Genomic DNA, 17,606 nt, shown 5'->3' on the forward strand with positions numbered 1-17,606 from the left:
GAGGGGATTGAACAGGGCATCGAAAAAGGTTTAGAACAAGGACTTGAACGTGGAAAACTTTTTGCCTTTCTGGATATGGTTCGCCAAGGGCTTCTGACTTCCGAGGTTGCCAGCCATCAGCTGGGTATGAGCGTCGCTGAGTTTGAGTCGCTATTGAAAAAACATTACAAATAAAACATAAAAAATACAGAGAAACCAGCAAAGATAGCATTCGCAAACCATGGTTGGAGTTTTTTGGGAATAAACCTTTTACCCAGGAACCCGAGCGAGCCATCAGCCAAGCAGATTAACTGCTGGACTACAAGAGCTGGTCCGAGGAGGACAGGGAGATGTTTAGTGAACAACGCAGACGCGAAGAACAAGCCTTGCTAGCGCAGGACTATGCCTTGGAACAAGCTGAAGAAAAAGGGTTGGAACGCGGTCGTGCAGAGGGGATTGAACAGGGTTTAGAGCGTGTTCACATGATTACAGCCTATGAGAATGTGGCTCTCTGGCATGAACACGACATTTCCCACTCATCAGCTGAGCGTATCATCACACCTGATACGACCATCTTGATTGACTACATGCTCAACCGTTTTGGAAATATCGTCAAGAACTTGACGGTCTTACCAGAAAACATGATCCGCAACATGAACGCGACTTTTGGTCTGATCTTTAGCCAACGTGCCATGTTGACCTTGATTGAACAAGGCATGACCCGTGAGCAAGCCTATGACTTGGTACAACCAAAAACAGCCTACTCTTGGGACAAGCAAGTAGACTTCAAACTACTTCTGGAAGCAGATCCAGAGGTGACATCACGTTTGACACAAGAGGAAATCGATGAGATTTTCAACCATCTTTACTATACCAAACGAGTGGAGCCTATCTTTGAACGTCTAGGATTAGAATAATTAGAAAAAATCGAATTTCTATGACTCCATTTATAGGAGTAGCAGAACTTCGATTTTTATGTTATCTTAAAGCCCTTTGCTAAAAAATATAATAGATTGAAACTAGAATAGTACACCTCTGCTTCTAAAACATGGTTAGAAATCGATTTGATTGTCCTGATTGATTTGTCCTATTTCTATTTCATTTTACTATGGAACCGTCCCATAAGGAGGGAGATTGGAAAATCTCCAGACTAGAGAAGTCAGCGACTTTTTTTGAATCTTGTTCCTTAAAGCTAGTCGTCTTTTTCAAGTGACCTGAATCTGCTTTAAAGCTGCCCTACTGAAGGGAGAGCACAATCAAACTGTCCGCAATTTCCCTGAAAGCAGCCTCGATATGAGCCTCTACAAAAGCTTTCGACTCCTCTATAAGGAAGCTTTCGATTTTTGATGAGTCGCTCTTTCCGCTCTCAGTGTCCTTGCTCACCTCATTTCTTTTCTTAGCTGAAGAGAGTTCTGAGACCAAGATTAAAAACTTTGGCTGCCTCGGCAGGCCTGTGTTCTTTTTTGATGCCATCCAATGCTCCTTGTTTAAAATCAGTAGGCTAGGCCATGGCTTTCTGATAACCTGCTTGTTTAAAACTGAGCAGCTATAGTAAGTGGTCAAGACTAGTCAAGTAGTCAGGAGAGGCAAGGAGCCGCTATCTTCTGTTCTATGGCAAGCAATCAGAATAGCTAGTGATATCACTGGCAGTTTCTCTTTTTTAGGCTCTTTGCATGTTGTCATCTTCAAATGATGCCAATGAAAAAGGCGCACCCCCTTACATTTTTTCTACTTATTTTGTCGAGGCTAGTGAAAAAGATAGAGTTGTTTTGAAAAAATAATATTTATAGAAATTAAGGGTTGAGTGAATCCTAAAAAATCAGAGCATAAGATGTCATGAGAATCAGTAAATCCTTAACAAATTCATAAAATAATGAAAAATATGGATAAAAAAACCGAATAAAATTCACGAAAATCGAAAAAATGTTTTTTTTTTTTTTTTTTTAGCAAAATATTAGCAAACAAAAAAGTTGCATATATCTTGGTAATTATGTATCATAGTAACGTAAATCTATGAATAGAGGAAGTCTCCTTCTATAAGGAAGGAGGAGCCTCTCTTATGTAGAAAAATATAATCCTAAAGGAGATTTAAGTAATGGACAAGAAAGTATCCATGAGTCGTTCTGAGCGCCTGCGTCGTGAGAAGGTCACGCGTTATTCTATTCGTAAATATAGTTTTGGTGCAGCCAGTGTGGCAGTAGCGGCTCTATTTATGTTTTTGGGGAACGGAGCAGTGTCAGCTGATGAGAATGGCACAGACCCACAAGGCGGAGCCGCTGTGGCAGCTAACCCTAACGGAGGGGGGGAGGCTGACCCAGGAGGTGGAGCAACGTCTACTGGTGCAGAAAATGGAGAAGCAACAGCTGGGAGTGAGGCCCCTGCAGCTACCACTGATCAGCCTCCAGTGGTAGAGATTCCATATTCTAATACTACTGAAAGAGAAATCTATGTCTATGGTGCAGAAGAAACCTCATTTGAGATTAAAATTAAAGATGATGCAGGTAAGATTAAGAGAGCTACATTACTACAAGGTGGGAATAGACCTTTTAATCCTGTAGCAGATGAAACTGATAAAATCAATACTAAGTATGGATATACAGCCAATGAGTTTAAAACTGAAACATTAGCATCGGACGCTACACCAGCAGTTATCAGATACTCAGGTACTCCAGCTTCAGACCAGGGCTTTACGCAAGCTCAATTAGAGGGTGCAACTAAAGGAGAAAACCCTCGAGGATTCCCTTTAGGTTGGCGTTATGTACGGGTAACTGATACTAACAATATGGACTTTACGGGCTCTAACACTGGAAAGGCTAATGACCATGCCTTTAATGTTGTACTGAAACCTCAAAATCAAAAATATGACGTTAAAGATTTAACAGGCTCTCAACGTATTACTGTTAATGATATTGATAACATTACAGAAGATGAGTTAGGAACAATTAAGTCAAGATTGCAATTAGAGTACTCTAAAACGAATACGGATGCTCGCTTGCAAAACTTAGCAGGAACAGATGTTAACAACCCGTCTCAATTGATTAAAGCAGTGGCAGTGTCTCCAACAGATTCTACAAAACTTGCTGTAACATATAATGACGGCTCTGTAGATACAATCGAAAAAAATAAAGTTCTAAATGTAAGACCAAAAGGAATTATTCCGTTCTCTAATTCAGCTCAGAAAGAAATCTATGTTTATAAAGGTGAAGAAACAAATCTTGAATTTGGTGTCACAGATGATAGTGGAAAAATTAAGGATCTTCGTATAGTACAGGCGAAAGGTATAGTACAGGCGAAAGGTGCTGCACAAGGACAAGTTGCAAATCAGTATGGTTTAAATATGACATCACAGACGGATACTAATGGTATTAATGCAACAGCAGATAGTCCAGCTATTACGAGAATTAGGGGAACAGTAAATGTTCCAAATCAACCACGATTTGTAGGAACATTAATGACAAGATACCTAGTAGCTGAAGATTTAGAAGGTGCAGTATTTTCTCCACCACTTCAGAATAGTGATTTGAATCAAGAAGGAGCTTTCAAACTTGTAGTTCGTGAACAAACTCAAAAATACGACCTTGTAAGTCCAACAAACGAAGATGATAAAATCGTAGTTTCTGATCCAGATAGTCTATCTGAAGATGAACTTACTAAAATTAAAGAGAATATCAAGCTTAAATATAGCACAGCTGATGATGCAAGATTATCAGATAAGAATAATACAGAAGTAAAAAATGCATCAAATTATATCAAATCTGTAACACAACAAGGTGACCAACTTGTCGTTACTTATAACGATGGATCTACTGATAGTGTTCCTTTGACAAGTGTTGTAAAACTGGACAAACAACCTGCTATCGATGCGGTTAATACAGCAGCTGAGGAGCAGATTAACGCTATCAATGGTAACGCAGAAGCAACTCAAGAAGAAAAAGATGCAGCTATCGCTAAGGTAAATGAAGATAAGAAAAAAGCATTAGCAGCCATTAATGATCCTAGCCTAACAACAAAAGCTGCCTTGGATCAAGCTCAAACTGCAGGGACAACCGCCATTGCAGCAGACAATCCAGTAGTAGCTAAAAAAGCTGAAGCCAAAGCGGCAATTGAAGCAGCACGTAAGGCCAAAGAAGATGCTATTAATGCAGACAGAAATCTATCAGAAGCTGAAAAAACAGCCGCTATTGCTAAAGCCAATGAAGCAGCCCGGGCAGCAACTGAGAAAATCGATGCAGCGACGACAGATGCAGCTGTAGATGAAGCGCAAACAGAAGCCACTACAGCCATTTCTAAAGTAAACCCAATCGCTAAAGAGAATGCTAAGGCAGCAATTGCCAATGCCTTAACAGCTAAAAATGATGAGATTGATAAGCGCACAGACCTAAGTCAAGCAGAAAAAGACGCAGCTAAAGCAGAAGCCCAAAAATTAGCTGATGCAGAATTAGCTAAAATCAACGCTCAACCTGATAATGAAGATACAGAAGATGCAGCCCGAGCAACCCAAAAACTTGTGGACGCTGCAGAAGATAAAGGTGTAGCGGATGTTACCTCTGTGACTCCAGTAGCCAAAGCAGCTGCTAAACAAGCAGTGGCAGATGAATTAGCTAAGAAAGAAGCAGAAATCGATGCTCGCCAAGATCTAACAGCTGAAGAAAAAGATGCAGCTAAGAAAGAAGCTCAAGCGAAAGCAGCTGAAGCGAACAAGGCCATCGATGCTCAACCAGATGTAGCCGCAACACCAGAAGAAGCCCAAGCAGCTCAAGAACAAGTAGAAGCCGCTAAGGAAAAAGGTGTAGAAGCGATTAAAGCTGTGAATCCAGAAACAACCGCTAAAGCAGCCGCTGACAAAGCCATTGATGACGCTCTTGCTGCTAAGAACAAGGCCATTGATGAGCGTACAGACTTGACAGATGCAGAGAAGAAAGCTGCTAAAGACAAGGCTAAGGAAGAAGCAGACAAGGCTAAGGCAGCAGTAGCAGCCGCAACAAGTGATGCAGAAGTAGCCAAAGCCAAAGAAGCCGGTGAGTCTGCAGTTGGTGCTGTGAATCCAGTAGCCAAAGCAGCTGCTAAACAAGCAGTGGCAGATGAATTAGCTAAGAAAGAAGCAGAAATCGATGCTCGCCAAGATCTAACAGCTGAAGAAAAAGCGAAAGTTAAAGCAGAAGCTCAAGCTCGAGCAGCCGAAGCGAACAAGGCCATTGATGCTCAACCAGATGTAACCACAACACCAGAGGAATCAAGGAAGGTTCAAGGAGCAGTAGATAGTGCTAAGGAACACGGTGTAGCAGCGATTAAAGCTGTGAATCCAGAAACAACAACTAAAGCTGCAGCCAAGAAAGCTATTGATGATAAGCTAGCTGAACAACTAAAAGCCATTGAAAACACACCAGATGCTACGGATGAAGAAAAAGCTGAAGCTGCTGAAAAAGCGACAGCCTTAGCCAAAGAAGCTAAGCAAGCAATTGATATTGCTACAACAGATTCAGAGGTTAAGAAACTTCAAGATGATGCAAATGCTGAAATAGGGAAAGTTTTACCTGTTGTAGAAGATAAACCAAATGCTCGTAAAGCCATTGATGAGCAAACAAAAGCGAAGAAAGAAGAGATTGACGCGCGTACTGACTTATCTCCTAAAGCGAAAGAGAATCTTAAAGATAAAGCAGATCAAATAGCAGCCGAAGCTAAGAAATTAGTAGATGCTGCGAATAAAGAAGCAGATGTTAATAAGATTCAAGACGCGGATAAATCGGCAATTAGAGCAGTTGGGGATATTAACAGACCAATTGATAAAGTGCTAGTTAATGATCCAGCCAACCTAAAAGCTGAGGAAAAAGCTAAAATCCTAGAAGAAGTGAAGAAAGTGAACCCAACAGCCAAAGAGGTTAAATATAACGACGCTGGAAATATTGAAGTTACTACAGCAAATGGTGATAAGGGAATCATTAACCCAACTGATCTTGTGAAAACGTTGGAGAATCTAGATAATGGTAAAGGTGGAAACGATATTAACAAACCACTTGATAAAGTTATCATCAAGGATAAATCGATGTTGACAGAGTCAGAAAAAGCTCAAATTATTGCTGCTGTTAAGTCTGTAAATCCAAATTCTATTGTGCTACTCGATGCAGACGGAACTGTTTCAGTGTCTACACCAGAAGGTCAGACTGCAACGATTCCATCAACTGAGTTAGTGAGAACTAAGGAAGATACAGCTAAATCTGACGCAGGAAATGGTGAAATTGTTAAACCAGCAGATAAAGTGGTTGGTGAACCGACTGATTCAGCTGCACAAGCCAAAGTAGAAGAAAAATTAAGAAAACTCAATCCTGAGGCTAAATCTGTTAAATTTGATGATAAAGGTAACGCTACAGTTACTTTAAATGATGGAACTGTGGCAACAATTCCATGGAAAGATTTATTCAAATCACCGGAAGACGCAACTAAACCAAACGCAGGCAACGACATCGTTAAGCCGGCGGATAAGACGGTTGTAGCGAACTCAGACAAGTTGACAGTTGCAGAGAAGAAAGCTATTGAAGAGAAGGTTAAAGCAGTTAACCCAGGAGCGACTGTAGTAGTGGACGATAAAGGAAATGCCACAGTCACAACACCAGAAGGTAAGACAGCCGTTATTCCAGCAACAGACTTGACGAAGTCAGCAGCAGATGCAGCTAAACCAAATGCAGGCAATGATGTCAATACACCAGCAGCTAAAACTGTAGCAGCGAACCTAGACAAGTTGGCAGACGCTGAGAAGAAAGCTATTGAAGAGAAGGTTAAAGCAGTCAACCCAGGCTCAACTGTAGTAGTAGACGATAAGGGTAATGCTACAGTTACAACACCAGAAGGTAAGACAGCGGTCATTCCAGCCACTGATTTAGTGAAAACACAAGATGATATTACTAAAGAAAATGCAGGCAATGATGTCAATACACCAGCAGCTAAAACTGTAGTAGCAGATCCAGATGCCTTAACTCCAGAAGAGAAGAAAGCTATCGAAGAGAAGGTTAAAGCAGTCAACCCAGGTTCAACTGTAGTAGTAGACGACAAAGGTAATGCAACAGTAACTAAAGCTGATGGTACAGTTCTGAATATTCCAGCTTTAGACCTAGTAATCCCAGCTGGAAACCTAGCTGACGAAGCTAAGACTACTAAAGTGAAAACACCAGCATTCCGTACATTAGTTGGAAACAAAGATAACTTAACGGAAGATGAAAAAGCAGCAGTTAAGAAAGCAATTGAAGCCGTCAATTCAGGAGCGACTGTAGTAGTAGACGATAAAGGTAACGCCACAGTAACACTAGATGGAAATACAGTATCGATTGCAAAAGACCAATTAGTGAAAACAGAAAGTGATGTAACAGCTAAGAATAGCGGAGATAACATCAACCTTGACTTTGAAAAAGAAACAGTAGCAGACTTTACTAACTTAACAGATTCAGAAAAAGAAGCTGCAAAAGCTAAGATTAAAGCAGCAAATGCTGATGTAGTAGATGTTCTCTTTGACAAGGCAGGAAATGCAACTGTTGTAACTAAAGATGGCAAAGTTTTAGCAATTACCGCTGAAGCTATCTTTAAACAAGCTCCTTCAGCTCAAAATAACGGAGCTACTAACACTGAAGCAAAAGTGGATAAAGCTAAGTTAGCAGGCGCTATTCGTCAGTTAGATGGACTAATCATCCAAGAATCAGCTAAGCTTGATGCAGAAACTGCAAAAGCAGCGAACGCATTATCAGCGGATGCTAAGAAAGTATTTGCCAATGCAGATGCAACTCAGGCAGATGTGGCTGCAACGGTTAAACGTATCGAAGACTTCTTGGCGAAAGTTTCTCCAGCAACTAATCATGCAAGTCCAGCTAATGACCAAGCTGCTCAAACACCAGCTGTAGTTCCAGCTCAAGCAGCAAATGCCAACCAAGCAGCAACAAACGTGCGTACAGTCGCTAAAGAGTTGCCAAATACAGGTACAGCAGATTCTACTGTAGCTATGGTAGCAGCTGCCGCAAGTGCCTTACTTGGTCTTGGTCTTGCAGGTCGTCGTCGTAAAGAAGACGAAGAAGCTTAATTGGTAGATTATTTGATAATTATCAGATGATAAGTCCGATTTTCAAAGCTTAACAAGTACCTCTCATAAGAAAATCTCCTAGCAGGAAAGCCTGCTAGGAGATTTTTGCATTTCAGGAAGTGGACGGCTGACTTGGTAACCAGCTGAGGGTGAAAGTTAGCTGATCAGCTTTTAGGAGGTCTTGGTGTTGAATAGTTGATACTAGGTTTTTGTCCAGTCGGCATTCTTTGACAAAGTTGAAGTGGCTGTGGTTTTGCTCAGTATGAATATCTAGCCATTTACCTTCTTTAGCTAGGTAGATACGGAGGTGATTAAAGAGAGGGATTCCGAGATCATAGCTTGGTTTTCCTGGACAGGTTGGATAAAGTCCGAGAGCTGACCAGATGTACCAAGCAGAGAGACTGCCATTGTCTTCATCGCCAGGATAGGCTTGCCAACTTGGGTGAAAGGCTTTCTGACGTAAGGTCTTGATAAGAAGGGCAGTGTAGTCAGGGTAGTTGCTGTAGCGGAAGAGATAAGGAATGTGGAAGCTCGGTTGATTGGAAATAGCGACTTGTCCAAAAGGAGCAGTAGCCATTTCGCTCATTTCGTGAATCTCGTAACCATAGCCTGTTGTCTCAAAGAGGGGAGCATCTTGACAGGCTTTCAAAAGATAGTTGCTGAAGGCTTCTTTTCCACCCATAAGCTGGATTAAGTCTGGAATGTCGTGGAGGACGCCTAAAGTTGCTTGGATGGCTGAACATTCGGCATAGTCGCGTCCCCAGCTATAAGGAGAGAAGTCAGGGCGAAAGTTGCCTCGATTGTCTCGCGCTCGCATGTAGCCTGTTTCAGCGTCAAATAGCTGGCGGTAATTTTGTGAAGCAGCCTTGTAGGTTTCCGCGATGTCATTCTGATCTAGTTTTTTGGCACAGCTGGCGATACAAAAGTCGCTATAGGCATAGTCTAGGGTGTGACTGACGCTTTCGTGGTGGTCGGTAGAGAGGTAGCCAAGTTCTTGGTATTGGGCTAGTCCGTGACGACCATTGATGCCGAGAGGGTCGGACTTGCTGGCTGTTTCGAGCATGGCTTGGAAGAGTTCTGCTTCCAAGTCGGGAGCCATGTTCTTGCAGGCGCTATCTGCGATAATACCGTCTAAAAGTGTACCTGGCATCATGCCACGTTCATCTGGAGCTAGCCATTTTGGAAGAAAACCAGTATCGCGGTAGCTATTGAGGAAACCTTCTAAAAAGCGGTGGTAGTGTTCCGGTATGATAAGGGCAAAGAGGGGGAAGGTGGTGCGGAAGGTGTCCCAGAAGCCATTGTTGCTGAAGAGAACACCAGGCTTGACAGTGCCAGTAGCCAGATCCATGTGGATGTCTTGCCCTGATTCATCAATCTCATAAAAAGTCTGTGGGAAGAGGAAGAGTCTGTAGAGGCAGTGATCAAAGAAGGTTCGGTCAGTCTCTCCTGTCTCTATAACGTCAAAACGATGGAGGAGATTTTTCCAATCTTTTTGTGCACTTGCTTTGCAGTTATCGAAGTCTTGTTGAGGTAGATTAAGCAGTGCTTGAGAAGGCGAGATGAAAGAAGTCGCTAGCTGAATCTCAGCATGGCTATCTGCTAAGTCAATTCGCCAGTCACCACCTTCTTGGCTGATAGCAAGAATATCCGTGTTCATTTGCAGGGCAGTGAACAGTATCAGTGGATTTCTGTTGGTCTCAGTTTTACCTTCTTGTCGCAGGGCAAGAGTCCGCTTATCTACTTGCTCTACTGTCAGTTCATCTTCTGCGTGAAGATAGAGGGAGAGGGCTTTGCCTTGCTTTTGCTCCAAACGAATAGAAGCACCGTAGCAAGTCGGTGTAAGCTGGCTTTCAATCTGATAGCGCAGGGAGAAAATTTTCAGATAATGAGGTTGGAAAGAGGCCTTATCTATGTCATAGGAAGATTGGCGGTGAAAGAGGCTGTCTCCACCCAGTTGACCGGTGACAGGTGTCAGAAGGAGCCAAGAGTAGTCCCCAATCCAAGGACTTGGTTGATGGGTCAATCGAATCCCCTGAAAAATAGGCAGATGTGGATCAAAAAACCAAGATCCATCCTGGTCACTGGTCTGGGGCACAAAGTAATTCATCCCAAAAGGCACGCCTGTGTATGGCAGGGTATTTCCCCGAGAAAAGGCATGCTTGCTGGCAGTTCCAAAGCGGGTATCGATGGTTTCAAGTAATGGTTTCATAGTCTTTCCTTTAGCTGTTTTTCTACATTATATCAGAAAAAGATAACCTTTAGAAAAGGAGTTTCAAAGATAACTATTTTGTAGAAAAATGACTATCATTTGTGTATGTATTTTCTGTCTCAAAAGCTATATACTGAAAATGAAACTTGTTTGAAAGAGGATACTGCACGATGATTTATTCAAAAGAAATTGTTAGAGAATGGCTAGATGAAGTGGCAGAGCGGGCTAAGGACCATCCAGAGTGGGTGGATGTTTTCGAGCGTTGCTATACAGATACCTTGGACAATACGGTTGAAATCCTAGAAGATGGTTCCACTTTTGTCTTGACTGGGGATATTCCTGCAATGTGGCTTCGGGATTCGACAGCTCAACTCAGACCCTACCTGCATGTGGCTAAAAGAGATGCCCTCCTGCGTCAGACCATTGCAGGTTTGGTCAAGCGTCAGATGACCTTGGTACTCAAGGATCCTTATGCCAATTCCTTCAACATTGAGGAAAACTGGAAGGGGCACCATGAGACTGACCACACAGACCTTAATGGCTGGATTTGGGAACGCAAGTATGAGGTGGACTCGCTTTGCTATCCTTTGCAGTTGGCTTATCTCCTCTGGAAAGAGACTGGCGAGACTAGTCAGTTTGATGAGATTTTTGTCGTAGCGATTAAGGAAATTCTCCATCTATGGACAGTTGAACAAGACCACAAGAACTCTCCTTATCGTTTTGTCCGAGATACGGACCGCAAGGAAGATACCTTGGTAAATGATGGCTTTGGACCTGATTTTGCAGTGACAGGCATGACTTGGTCAGCCTTTCGTCCGAGTGATGACTGTTGTCAGTATAGTTACTTGATTCCGTCAAATATGTTTGCAGTTGTTGTTTTGGGGTATGTGCAAGAAATCTTTGCAGCATTAAACCTAGCTGATAGCCAGAGTGTTATCACTGACGCTAAGCGTCTTCAGGCTGAAATCCAAGAAGGAATTGAAAACTACGCCTACACAAGCAACAGCAAGGGCGAAAAGATTTATGCCTTTGAAGTGGATGGTCTAGGAAATGCTAGCATCATGGATGATCCAAACGTACCAAGTTTGTTGGCTGCGCCTTATCTGGGCTACTGCGACATTGACGACGAAGTCTATCAAGCTACTCGCCGTACCATTCTGAGCCCTGAAAATCCATATTTCTACCAAGGAGAATACGCTAGCGGTCTCGGAAGTTCTCATACCTTCTATCGCTATATCTGGCCCATCGCTCTGTCTATCCAAGGCTTGACAACAAGAGATAAGGCGGAGAAGAAATTCTTGCTGGATCAGCTGGTTGCTTGCGATGGTGGTACAGGTGTTATGCACGAAAGCTTCCACGTGGATGACCCAACTCTCTACTCTCGTGAATGGTTCTCTTGGGCCAACATGATGTTCTGTGAATTGGTCTTGGATTACCTGGATATTCGTTAAGGGGCGTGCTTTATACTCTTCGAAAATCTCTTCAAACTACGTCAGCTTTATCTGCAACCTCAAANNAGTTTGCACTTTGATTTTCATTGAGTATTAGCGCAACCGATTCTTGTCAGAATCACAAATTTACATTTAAAACGTTAAAATTTAAATTTAGAATGAGGTTTTACTTCATGGAAAATGTTGTCGTACATATTATCTCACATAGTCACTGGGACCGTGAGTGGTACTTGCCTTTTGAAAGCCACCGTATGCAGTTGGTGGAATTGTTTGACAATCTCTTTGATCTCTTTGAGAATGACCCTGAGTTCAAGAGCTTCCACTTGGATGGTCAAACCATTGTCCTTGATGACTACTTGGAGATTCGCCCTGAAAATCGCGATAAAGTCCAACGTTACATTGACGAGGGCAAGCTTAAAATTGGTCCCTTTTACATTTTGCAGGATGACTACTTGATTTCAAGTGAAGCCAACGTCCGCAATACCTTGATTGGTCAAGCAGAATGTGCAAAATGGGGCAAATCAACCCAGATTGGTTACTTTCCAGATACCTTTGGAAATATGGGGCAAGCTCCTCAAATCCTTCAAAAATCAGGCATTCACGTGGCAGCTTTTGGTCGTGGTGTGAAGCCGATTGGATTTGACAACCAAGTCCTCGAAGATGAGCAGTTTACTTCCCAGTTTTCAGAAATGTACTGGCAGGGTGCGGACGGAAGTCGTGTCCTGGGTATTCTCTTTGCCAACTGGTACAGTAACGGGAATGAAATTCCAGTTGATAAAGACGAGGCCTTGACCTTCTGGAAACAAAAACTGGCAGACGTGCGTGTCTACGCTTCGACCAACCAGTGGTTGATGATGAACGGCTGTGACCACCAGCCTGTCCAGAAAAATCTGAGTGAAGCCATTCGTGTGGCAAATGAACTCTTCCCAGATGTGACCTTTGTTCACAGTTCCTTTGATGAATATGTCCAAGCCGTGGAAAGTGCCCTACCAGAGCAATTATCAACGGTTACAGGTGAGTTGACCAGTCAGGAAACAGATGGTTGGTACACACTTGCCAACACTTCTTCATCTCGTATTTATCTCAAACAAGCCTTCCAAGAAAATAGCAACCTCCTAGAGCAAGTTGTAGAACCCTTGACGATTATCACTGGGGGTCACAACCACAAGGACCAGTTGACCTATGCTTGGAAAACTCTTTTGCAGAATGCGCCGCATGATAGCATCTGTGGCTGTAGCGTGGACGAAGTTCACCGTGAGATGGAAACGCGTTTTGCCAAGGTCAACCAAGTAGGAAACTTTGTTAAAAGCAATCTTCTTAATGAGTGGAAGGGTAAAATTGCTACGTCTAAGGCTCAAAGTGAATATCTCTTTACTGTCATTAACACAGGCTTGCATGATAAGGTTGATACTGTCAGCACAGTGATTGATGTTGCGACTTGTGATTTCAAGGAATTGCACCCAACAGAAGGTTACAAGAAGATGGCTACCTTAACCTTGCCAAGTTATCGTGTGGAGGACTTGGATGGGCGTCCTGTAGAGGCTAAAATCGAAGACCTCGGAGCTAATTTTGAGTACGATTTACCAAAAGATAAGTTCCGCCAAGCTCGTATTGCTCGACAAGTGCGCGTGACCATTCCAGTTCACCTAGCTCCGCTTTCTTGGACAACTTTCCAATTGCTGGAAGGAGAGCAAGAACACCGCGACGGCATTTACCAAAACGGAGTGATTGATACGCCATTTGTAACGGTAAGTGTAGATGACAACATCACAGTCTATGACAAGACAACTCACGAAGCCTATGAAGATTTTATCCGCTTCGAAGACCGTGGAGACATCGGAAATGAGTATATCTATTTCCAACCAAAAGGAACAGAGCCAATCTATGCAGAGCTTAAGGGCTACGAGATCTTGGAAAACACAGCTCGCTATGCTAAGATTTTGCTCAAACATGAATTGACCGTGCCTGTCAGTGCAGATGAAAAGCTAGAAGAAGAGCAAAAAGGCATCATCGAGTTTATGAAGCGTGAGGCTGGACGGTCAGAAGAATTGACAAGCATTCCTCTTGAAACTGAGTTGACTGTCTTTATTGACAATCCACAAATCCGCTTCAAGACTCGCTTTACTAACACTGCCAAGGATCACCGTATCCGTCTCTTGGTCAAGACTCATAACACGCGTCCAAGCAATGATTCTGAAAGCATCTATGAGGTGGTGACACGACCAAACAAACCAGCTGCTTCATGGGAAAATCCTGAAAATCCTCAACACCAACAAGCCTTTGTTAGTCTGTATGACGATGAAAAAGGTGTGACTGTATCCAACAAGGGATTGAATGAATACGAAATCCTTGGAGACGACACCATTGCAGTGACTATTTTGCGTGCATCAGGTGAGCTAGGTGACTGGGGCTACTTCCCAACACCAGAAGCACAATGCTTGCGTGAATTTGAAGTCGAGTTTGCGCTTGAGTGCCACCAAGCCCAAGAACGCTTCTCAGCTTATCGTCGAGCTAAGGCCTTGCAGACACCGTTTGCCAGCCTTCAGCTTGCTAGACAGGAAGGGAGCGTGGCAGCGACTGGTAGCCTCTTGAGCCATTCTGTTCTCAGCATACCGCAAATCTGTCCAACAGCCTTTAAGGTAGCTGAAAATGAAGAAGGATATGTACTCCGTTACTACAATATGAGTCAAGAAAATGTGCGTGTACCAGAAAGTCAACATCTCTTCCTTGACCTACTTGAACGACCATACCCAGTTCATAGAGGCTTCATTTCACCACAAGAAATTCGTACAGAATTGATTAAAAAAGAAGAAATTTAATTTCAAAAAGTAAACATAAAAAGAAAGGAGGGGCGAAAAGGTAAGAACTAACTGCTGATTCGCCCCTTTTTATGGTAAAAACAATGACCATTGCAACAATTGATATCGGAGGGACTGGAATTAAGTTTGCTAGTCTGACTCCTGATGGGAAAATATTAGATAAGACAAGCATTCCAACGCCTGAAAGTTTGGAGGATTTATTAGCTTGGCTAGACCAGCGCTTGTCAGAGCAGGATTACAGTGGGATTGCTATGAGTGTTCCAGGTGCGGTCAATCAAGAGACAGGTGTGATTGATGGCTTCAGTGCGGTGCCCTACATCCATGGCTTTTCTTGGTATGAGGCGCTTAGCTCTTATCAGCTACCTGTCCATTTAGAAAATGATGCCAACTGCGTTGGACTCAGTGAACTACTAGCTCATCCAGAGCTTGAAAATGCAGCCTGTGTCGTGATTGGGACAGGGATTGGCGGAGCCATGATTATCAATGGTAGACTTCATCGAGGTCGCCACGGTCTGGGTGGAGAATTTGGCTATATGACAACCCTTGCCCCTGCTGAAAAGCTCAACAACTGGTCGCAACTAGCGTCAACTGGCAATATGGTGCGATACGTGATTGAAAAATCTGGTCAGACTGACTGGGACGGTCGCAAGATTTATCAAGAGGCTGCAGCAGGAAATGCCCTTTGTCAAGAAGCCATTGAGCGCATGAATCGTAATCTGGCGCAAGGATTGCTCAATATCCAGTATCTCATCGACCCAGATGTCATCAGTCTGGGAGGTTCTATCAGTCAAAATCCAGATTTTATCCAAGGTGTCAAGGAAACTGTTGAAGACTTTGTCGAAACCTACGAAGAATACACGGTCGCACCCGTCATCCAAGCCTGCACCTATCATGCAGATGCTAATCTCTACGGTGCCCTTGTCAACTGGTTACAGGAGGAAAATCAATGGTAAGATTTACAGGACTTAGTTCCAAACAAGAGCAAGCAGTAGAGTTGCTTAAAAAGCACATTTCGCTACCAGATGTAGAGGTATCTGTCGCTCAGTCTGACCAAGCCTCTATTTCAATCAAGGGTGAGGATGGTCACTATCAATTGACCTACCGCAAACCTCACCAACTTTATCGTGCCTTGTCCTTGTTGGCAACGGCTCTAGCAGAAGGTGACAAGGTAGAGATTGAAGAACAAGCAGCTTATGAAGAGTTGGCCTACATGGCTGACTGTTCGCGCAATGCGGTGCTGAATGTCGCTTCTGCCAAGCAGATGATTGAGGTCTTGGCTCTCATGGGCTACTCAACCTTTGAACTTTACATGGAAGATACCTACCAGATTGCAGGGCAGCCTTACTTTGGCTATTTCCGTGGGGCTTATTCGGCTGAGGAGTTGCAGGAAATCGAAGCCTATGCCCAGCAGTTTGACATGACCTTTGTGCCCTGCATCCAGACCTTGGCCCACTTGTCAGCCTTCGTCAAATGGGGTGTCAAAGAAGTGCAGGAACTCCGTGATGTGGAGGATATTCTCCTCATTGGCGAAGAAAAGGTTTATGACCTGATTGATGGTATGTTTGCGACGCTGTCTAAACTGCAAACTCGCAAGGTCAATATCGGGATGGACGAAGCCCACTTGGTTGGCTTGGGACGTTATTTGATATTGAACGGTGTTGTGGATCGTAGTCTCCTAATGTGTCAACACTTGGAGCGCGTGCTGGATATTGCTGATAAATATGGTTTCCACTGCCAGATGTGGAGCGATATGTTCTTTAAACTTATGTCAGCAGATGGCCAGTACGACCGTGATGTGGAAATTCCAGAGGAAACGCGTGTCTACCTAGACCGTCTCAAAGACCGTGTGACTCTGGTTTACTGGGACTATTATCAGGATAGTGAGGAAAAATACAACCGTAACTTCCGCAATCATCATAAGATTAGTCATGACCTTGCCTTTGCAGGGGGAGCTTGGAAGTGGATTGGTTTCACACCCAACAACCATTTCAGCTGTCTAGTGGCTATCGAGGCCAATAAAGCCTGTCGTGCCAATGACATCAAAGAAGTCATCGTGACTGGTTGGGGGGACAATGGTGGTGAAACAGCCCAGTTTTCTATTCTCCCAAGCCTGCAAATCTGGGCAGAACTAAGCTACCGCAATGACCTAGACCGACTGTCTGCTCATTTCCAGACCAATACAGGTCTATCGGTTGAAGATTTTATGCAGATTGACCTTGCTAACCTCTTGCCAGATTTGCCGGACAATCTCAGTGGCATCAATCCTAACCGCTATGTCTTTTATCAGGATGTTCTCTGTCCGATCCTTGACCAGCATATGACACCTGAACAGGACAAACCGCACTTCGATCAGGCTGCTGAGACGCTTGCTGACATTAAAGAAAAAGCAGGAAATTATGCTTACCTCTTTGAAACTCAGGCCCAGTTGAATGCCATTTTAAGTAGCAAAGTGGATGTGGGAAGACGCATTCGTCAGGCCTATCAAATAAACGATAAGGAAAGTCTGCAAGAAATCGCAAGACAAGAATTACCAGAACTCAGAAGCGCGATCGAACACTTCCATGCCCTCTTTAGCCATCAATGGCTGAAGGAAAACAAGGTCTTTGGCTTGGATACAGTTGACATCCGTATGGGCGGACTCTTGCAACGCATCAAACGAGCAGAAAGCCGTATCGAGGCTTATCTGGCTGGGCAGCTTGACCGTATCGACGAGTTAGAAGTGGAAATTCTGCCATTTAACGACTTCTACGCAGACAAGGACTTCGCAGCTACAACAGCCAACCAATGGCATACCATTGCGACAGCTTCAACGATTTATACGACATAAAAAACAAGAACACCTTGCTTGGCGCAGGGTGTTTCGCGTGAAACAGAAGAATTATCTAGTTTCAAATGCCACAGTTAGACAAACTTATGCTAAAATAGCAGAAAGGGAATGTTTCCTAAGAGCAATTCTATCGATTAGCAATTGGAGGTATTGTGGTACACTTAAAATTAGTAAAACAAGTGTTTTTTTGTGATGGTTTCAGATAAGAGAGTTTTTTAATACTCAATGAAAATCAAAGAGCAAACTAGGAAGCTAGCTG

Annotated in this window: 8 protein-coding genes and 1 pseudogene; 7 read left to right on the forward strand and 2 right to left on the reverse strand. The window is 43.3% G+C overall.

Going from position 1 to position 17,606, the window contains the following annotated elements; translation table 11 throughout:
• Positions 1-179: 179 nt before the first annotated feature.
• Both HT723_RS11920 and HT723_RS11925 read left to right on the forward strand, forming a co-directional pair.
• Positions 180-449, forward strand: a pseudogene (locus HT723_RS11920) (hypothetical protein); the annotation flags it as partial.
• A gap of 183 nt (positions 450-632) precedes the next feature.
• Positions 633-896, forward strand: a complete 264-nt coding sequence (locus tag HT723_RS11925) for a hypothetical protein (protein WP_345890247.1) — start codon at positions 633-635, stop codon at positions 894-896.
• 319 nt (positions 897-1,215) lie between these two features.
• Here the strand turns inward: HT723_RS11925 and HT723_RS06730 are convergent, their stop codons facing one another.
• Positions 1,216-1,452: a hypothetical protein gene (locus HT723_RS06730; protein WP_172934887.1), complete on the reverse strand. Its 237-nt coding sequence runs from the start codon at positions 1,450-1,452 to the stop codon at positions 1,216-1,218.
• A 622-nt stretch (positions 1,453-2,074) separates the two neighbouring features.
• Here HT723_RS06730 and HT723_RS06735 point away from each other — a divergent pair.
• Positions 2,075-8,041 (forward strand): DUF1542 domain-containing protein, encoded by a 5,967-nt coding sequence (locus tag HT723_RS06735; protein ID WP_172934888.1) that lies wholly within the window; start codon positions 2,075-2,077, stop codon positions 8,039-8,041.
• Between the two features lie 112 nt (positions 8,042-8,153).
• Here HT723_RS06735 and HT723_RS06740 read toward each other — a convergent pair whose 3' ends face one another.
• Positions 8,154-10,250 (reverse strand): GH92 family glycosyl hydrolase, encoded by a 2,097-nt coding sequence (locus HT723_RS06740; RefSeq protein WP_172934889.1) that lies wholly within the window; start codon positions 10,248-10,250, stop codon positions 8,154-8,156.
• A gap of 170 nt (positions 10,251-10,420) precedes the next feature.
• Between HT723_RS06740 and HT723_RS06745 the strand changes: the two genes are divergently transcribed.
• The 4 genes from HT723_RS06745 (at position 10,421) to HT723_RS06760 (ending at position 17,347) form a co-directional block, all read left to right on the forward strand.
• Positions 10,421-11,701: a glycoside hydrolase family 125 protein gene (locus HT723_RS06745; protein WP_172934890.1), complete on the forward strand. Its 1,281-nt coding sequence runs from the start codon at positions 10,421-10,423 to the stop codon at positions 11,699-11,701.
• 173 nt (positions 11,702-11,874) lie between these two features.
• Positions 11,875-14,520 (forward strand): alpha-mannosidase, encoded by a 2,646-nt coding sequence (locus HT723_RS06750; protein WP_172934891.1) that lies wholly within the window; start codon positions 11,875-11,877, stop codon positions 14,518-14,520.
• An 83-nt stretch (positions 14,521-14,603) separates the two neighbouring features.
• The gene (locus tag HT723_RS06755; protein WP_171039262.1) at positions 14,604-15,473 is read left to right on the forward strand and encodes an ROK family protein; all 870 of its coding nucleotides are present in this window, start codon (positions 14,604-14,606) and stop codon (positions 15,471-15,473) included.
• Positions 15,467-17,347, forward strand: a complete 1,881-nt coding sequence (locus tag HT723_RS06760) for a beta-N-acetylhexosaminidase (protein ID WP_172934892.1) — start codon at positions 15,467-15,469, stop codon at positions 17,345-17,347. The genes HT723_RS06755 and HT723_RS06760 overlap by 7 nt, the downstream gene beginning before the upstream one ends.
• The last annotated feature ends 259 nt before the right edge of the window (positions 17,348-17,606 follow it).

Source organism: Streptococcus sp. 2106 (assembly GCF_013277315.1).
Taxonomy (GTDB): Bacteria; Bacillota; Bacilli; order Lactobacillales; family Streptococcaceae; genus Streptococcus; species Streptococcus pseudopneumoniae.

What these genes read in the sequence shown, in the direction of transcription:
- HT723_RS11925 (WP_345890247.1), top strand. Translation starts at nt 633, where the DNA reads ATGAACGCGACTTTTGGTCTGATCTTTAGCCAACGTGCCATGTTGACC.
- HT723_RS06730 (WP_172934887.1), bottom strand. Translation starts at nt 1,452, where the DNA reads ATGGCATCAAAAAAGAACACAGGCCTGCCGAGGCAGCCAAAGTTTTTA.
- HT723_RS06735 (WP_172934888.1), top strand. Translation starts at nt 2,075, where the DNA reads ATGGACAAGAAAGTATCCATGAGTCGTTCTGAGCGCCTGCGTCGTGAG.
- HT723_RS06740 (WP_172934889.1), bottom strand. Translation starts at nt 10,250, where the DNA reads ATGAAACCATTACTTGAAACCATCGATACCCGCTTTGGAACTGCCAGC.
- HT723_RS06745 (WP_172934890.1), top strand. Translation starts at nt 10,421, where the DNA reads ATGATTTATTCAAAAGAAATTGTTAGAGAATGGCTAGATGAAGTGGCA.
- HT723_RS06750 (WP_172934891.1), top strand. Translation starts at nt 11,875, where the DNA reads ATGGAAAATGTTGTCGTACATATTATCTCACATAGTCACTGGGACCGT.
- HT723_RS06755 (WP_171039262.1), top strand. Translation starts at nt 14,604, where the DNA reads ATGACCATTGCAACAATTGATATCGGAGGGACTGGAATTAAGTTTGCT.
- HT723_RS06760 (WP_172934892.1), top strand. Translation starts at nt 15,467, where the DNA reads ATGGTAAGATTTACAGGACTTAGTTCCAAACAAGAGCAAGCAGTAGAG.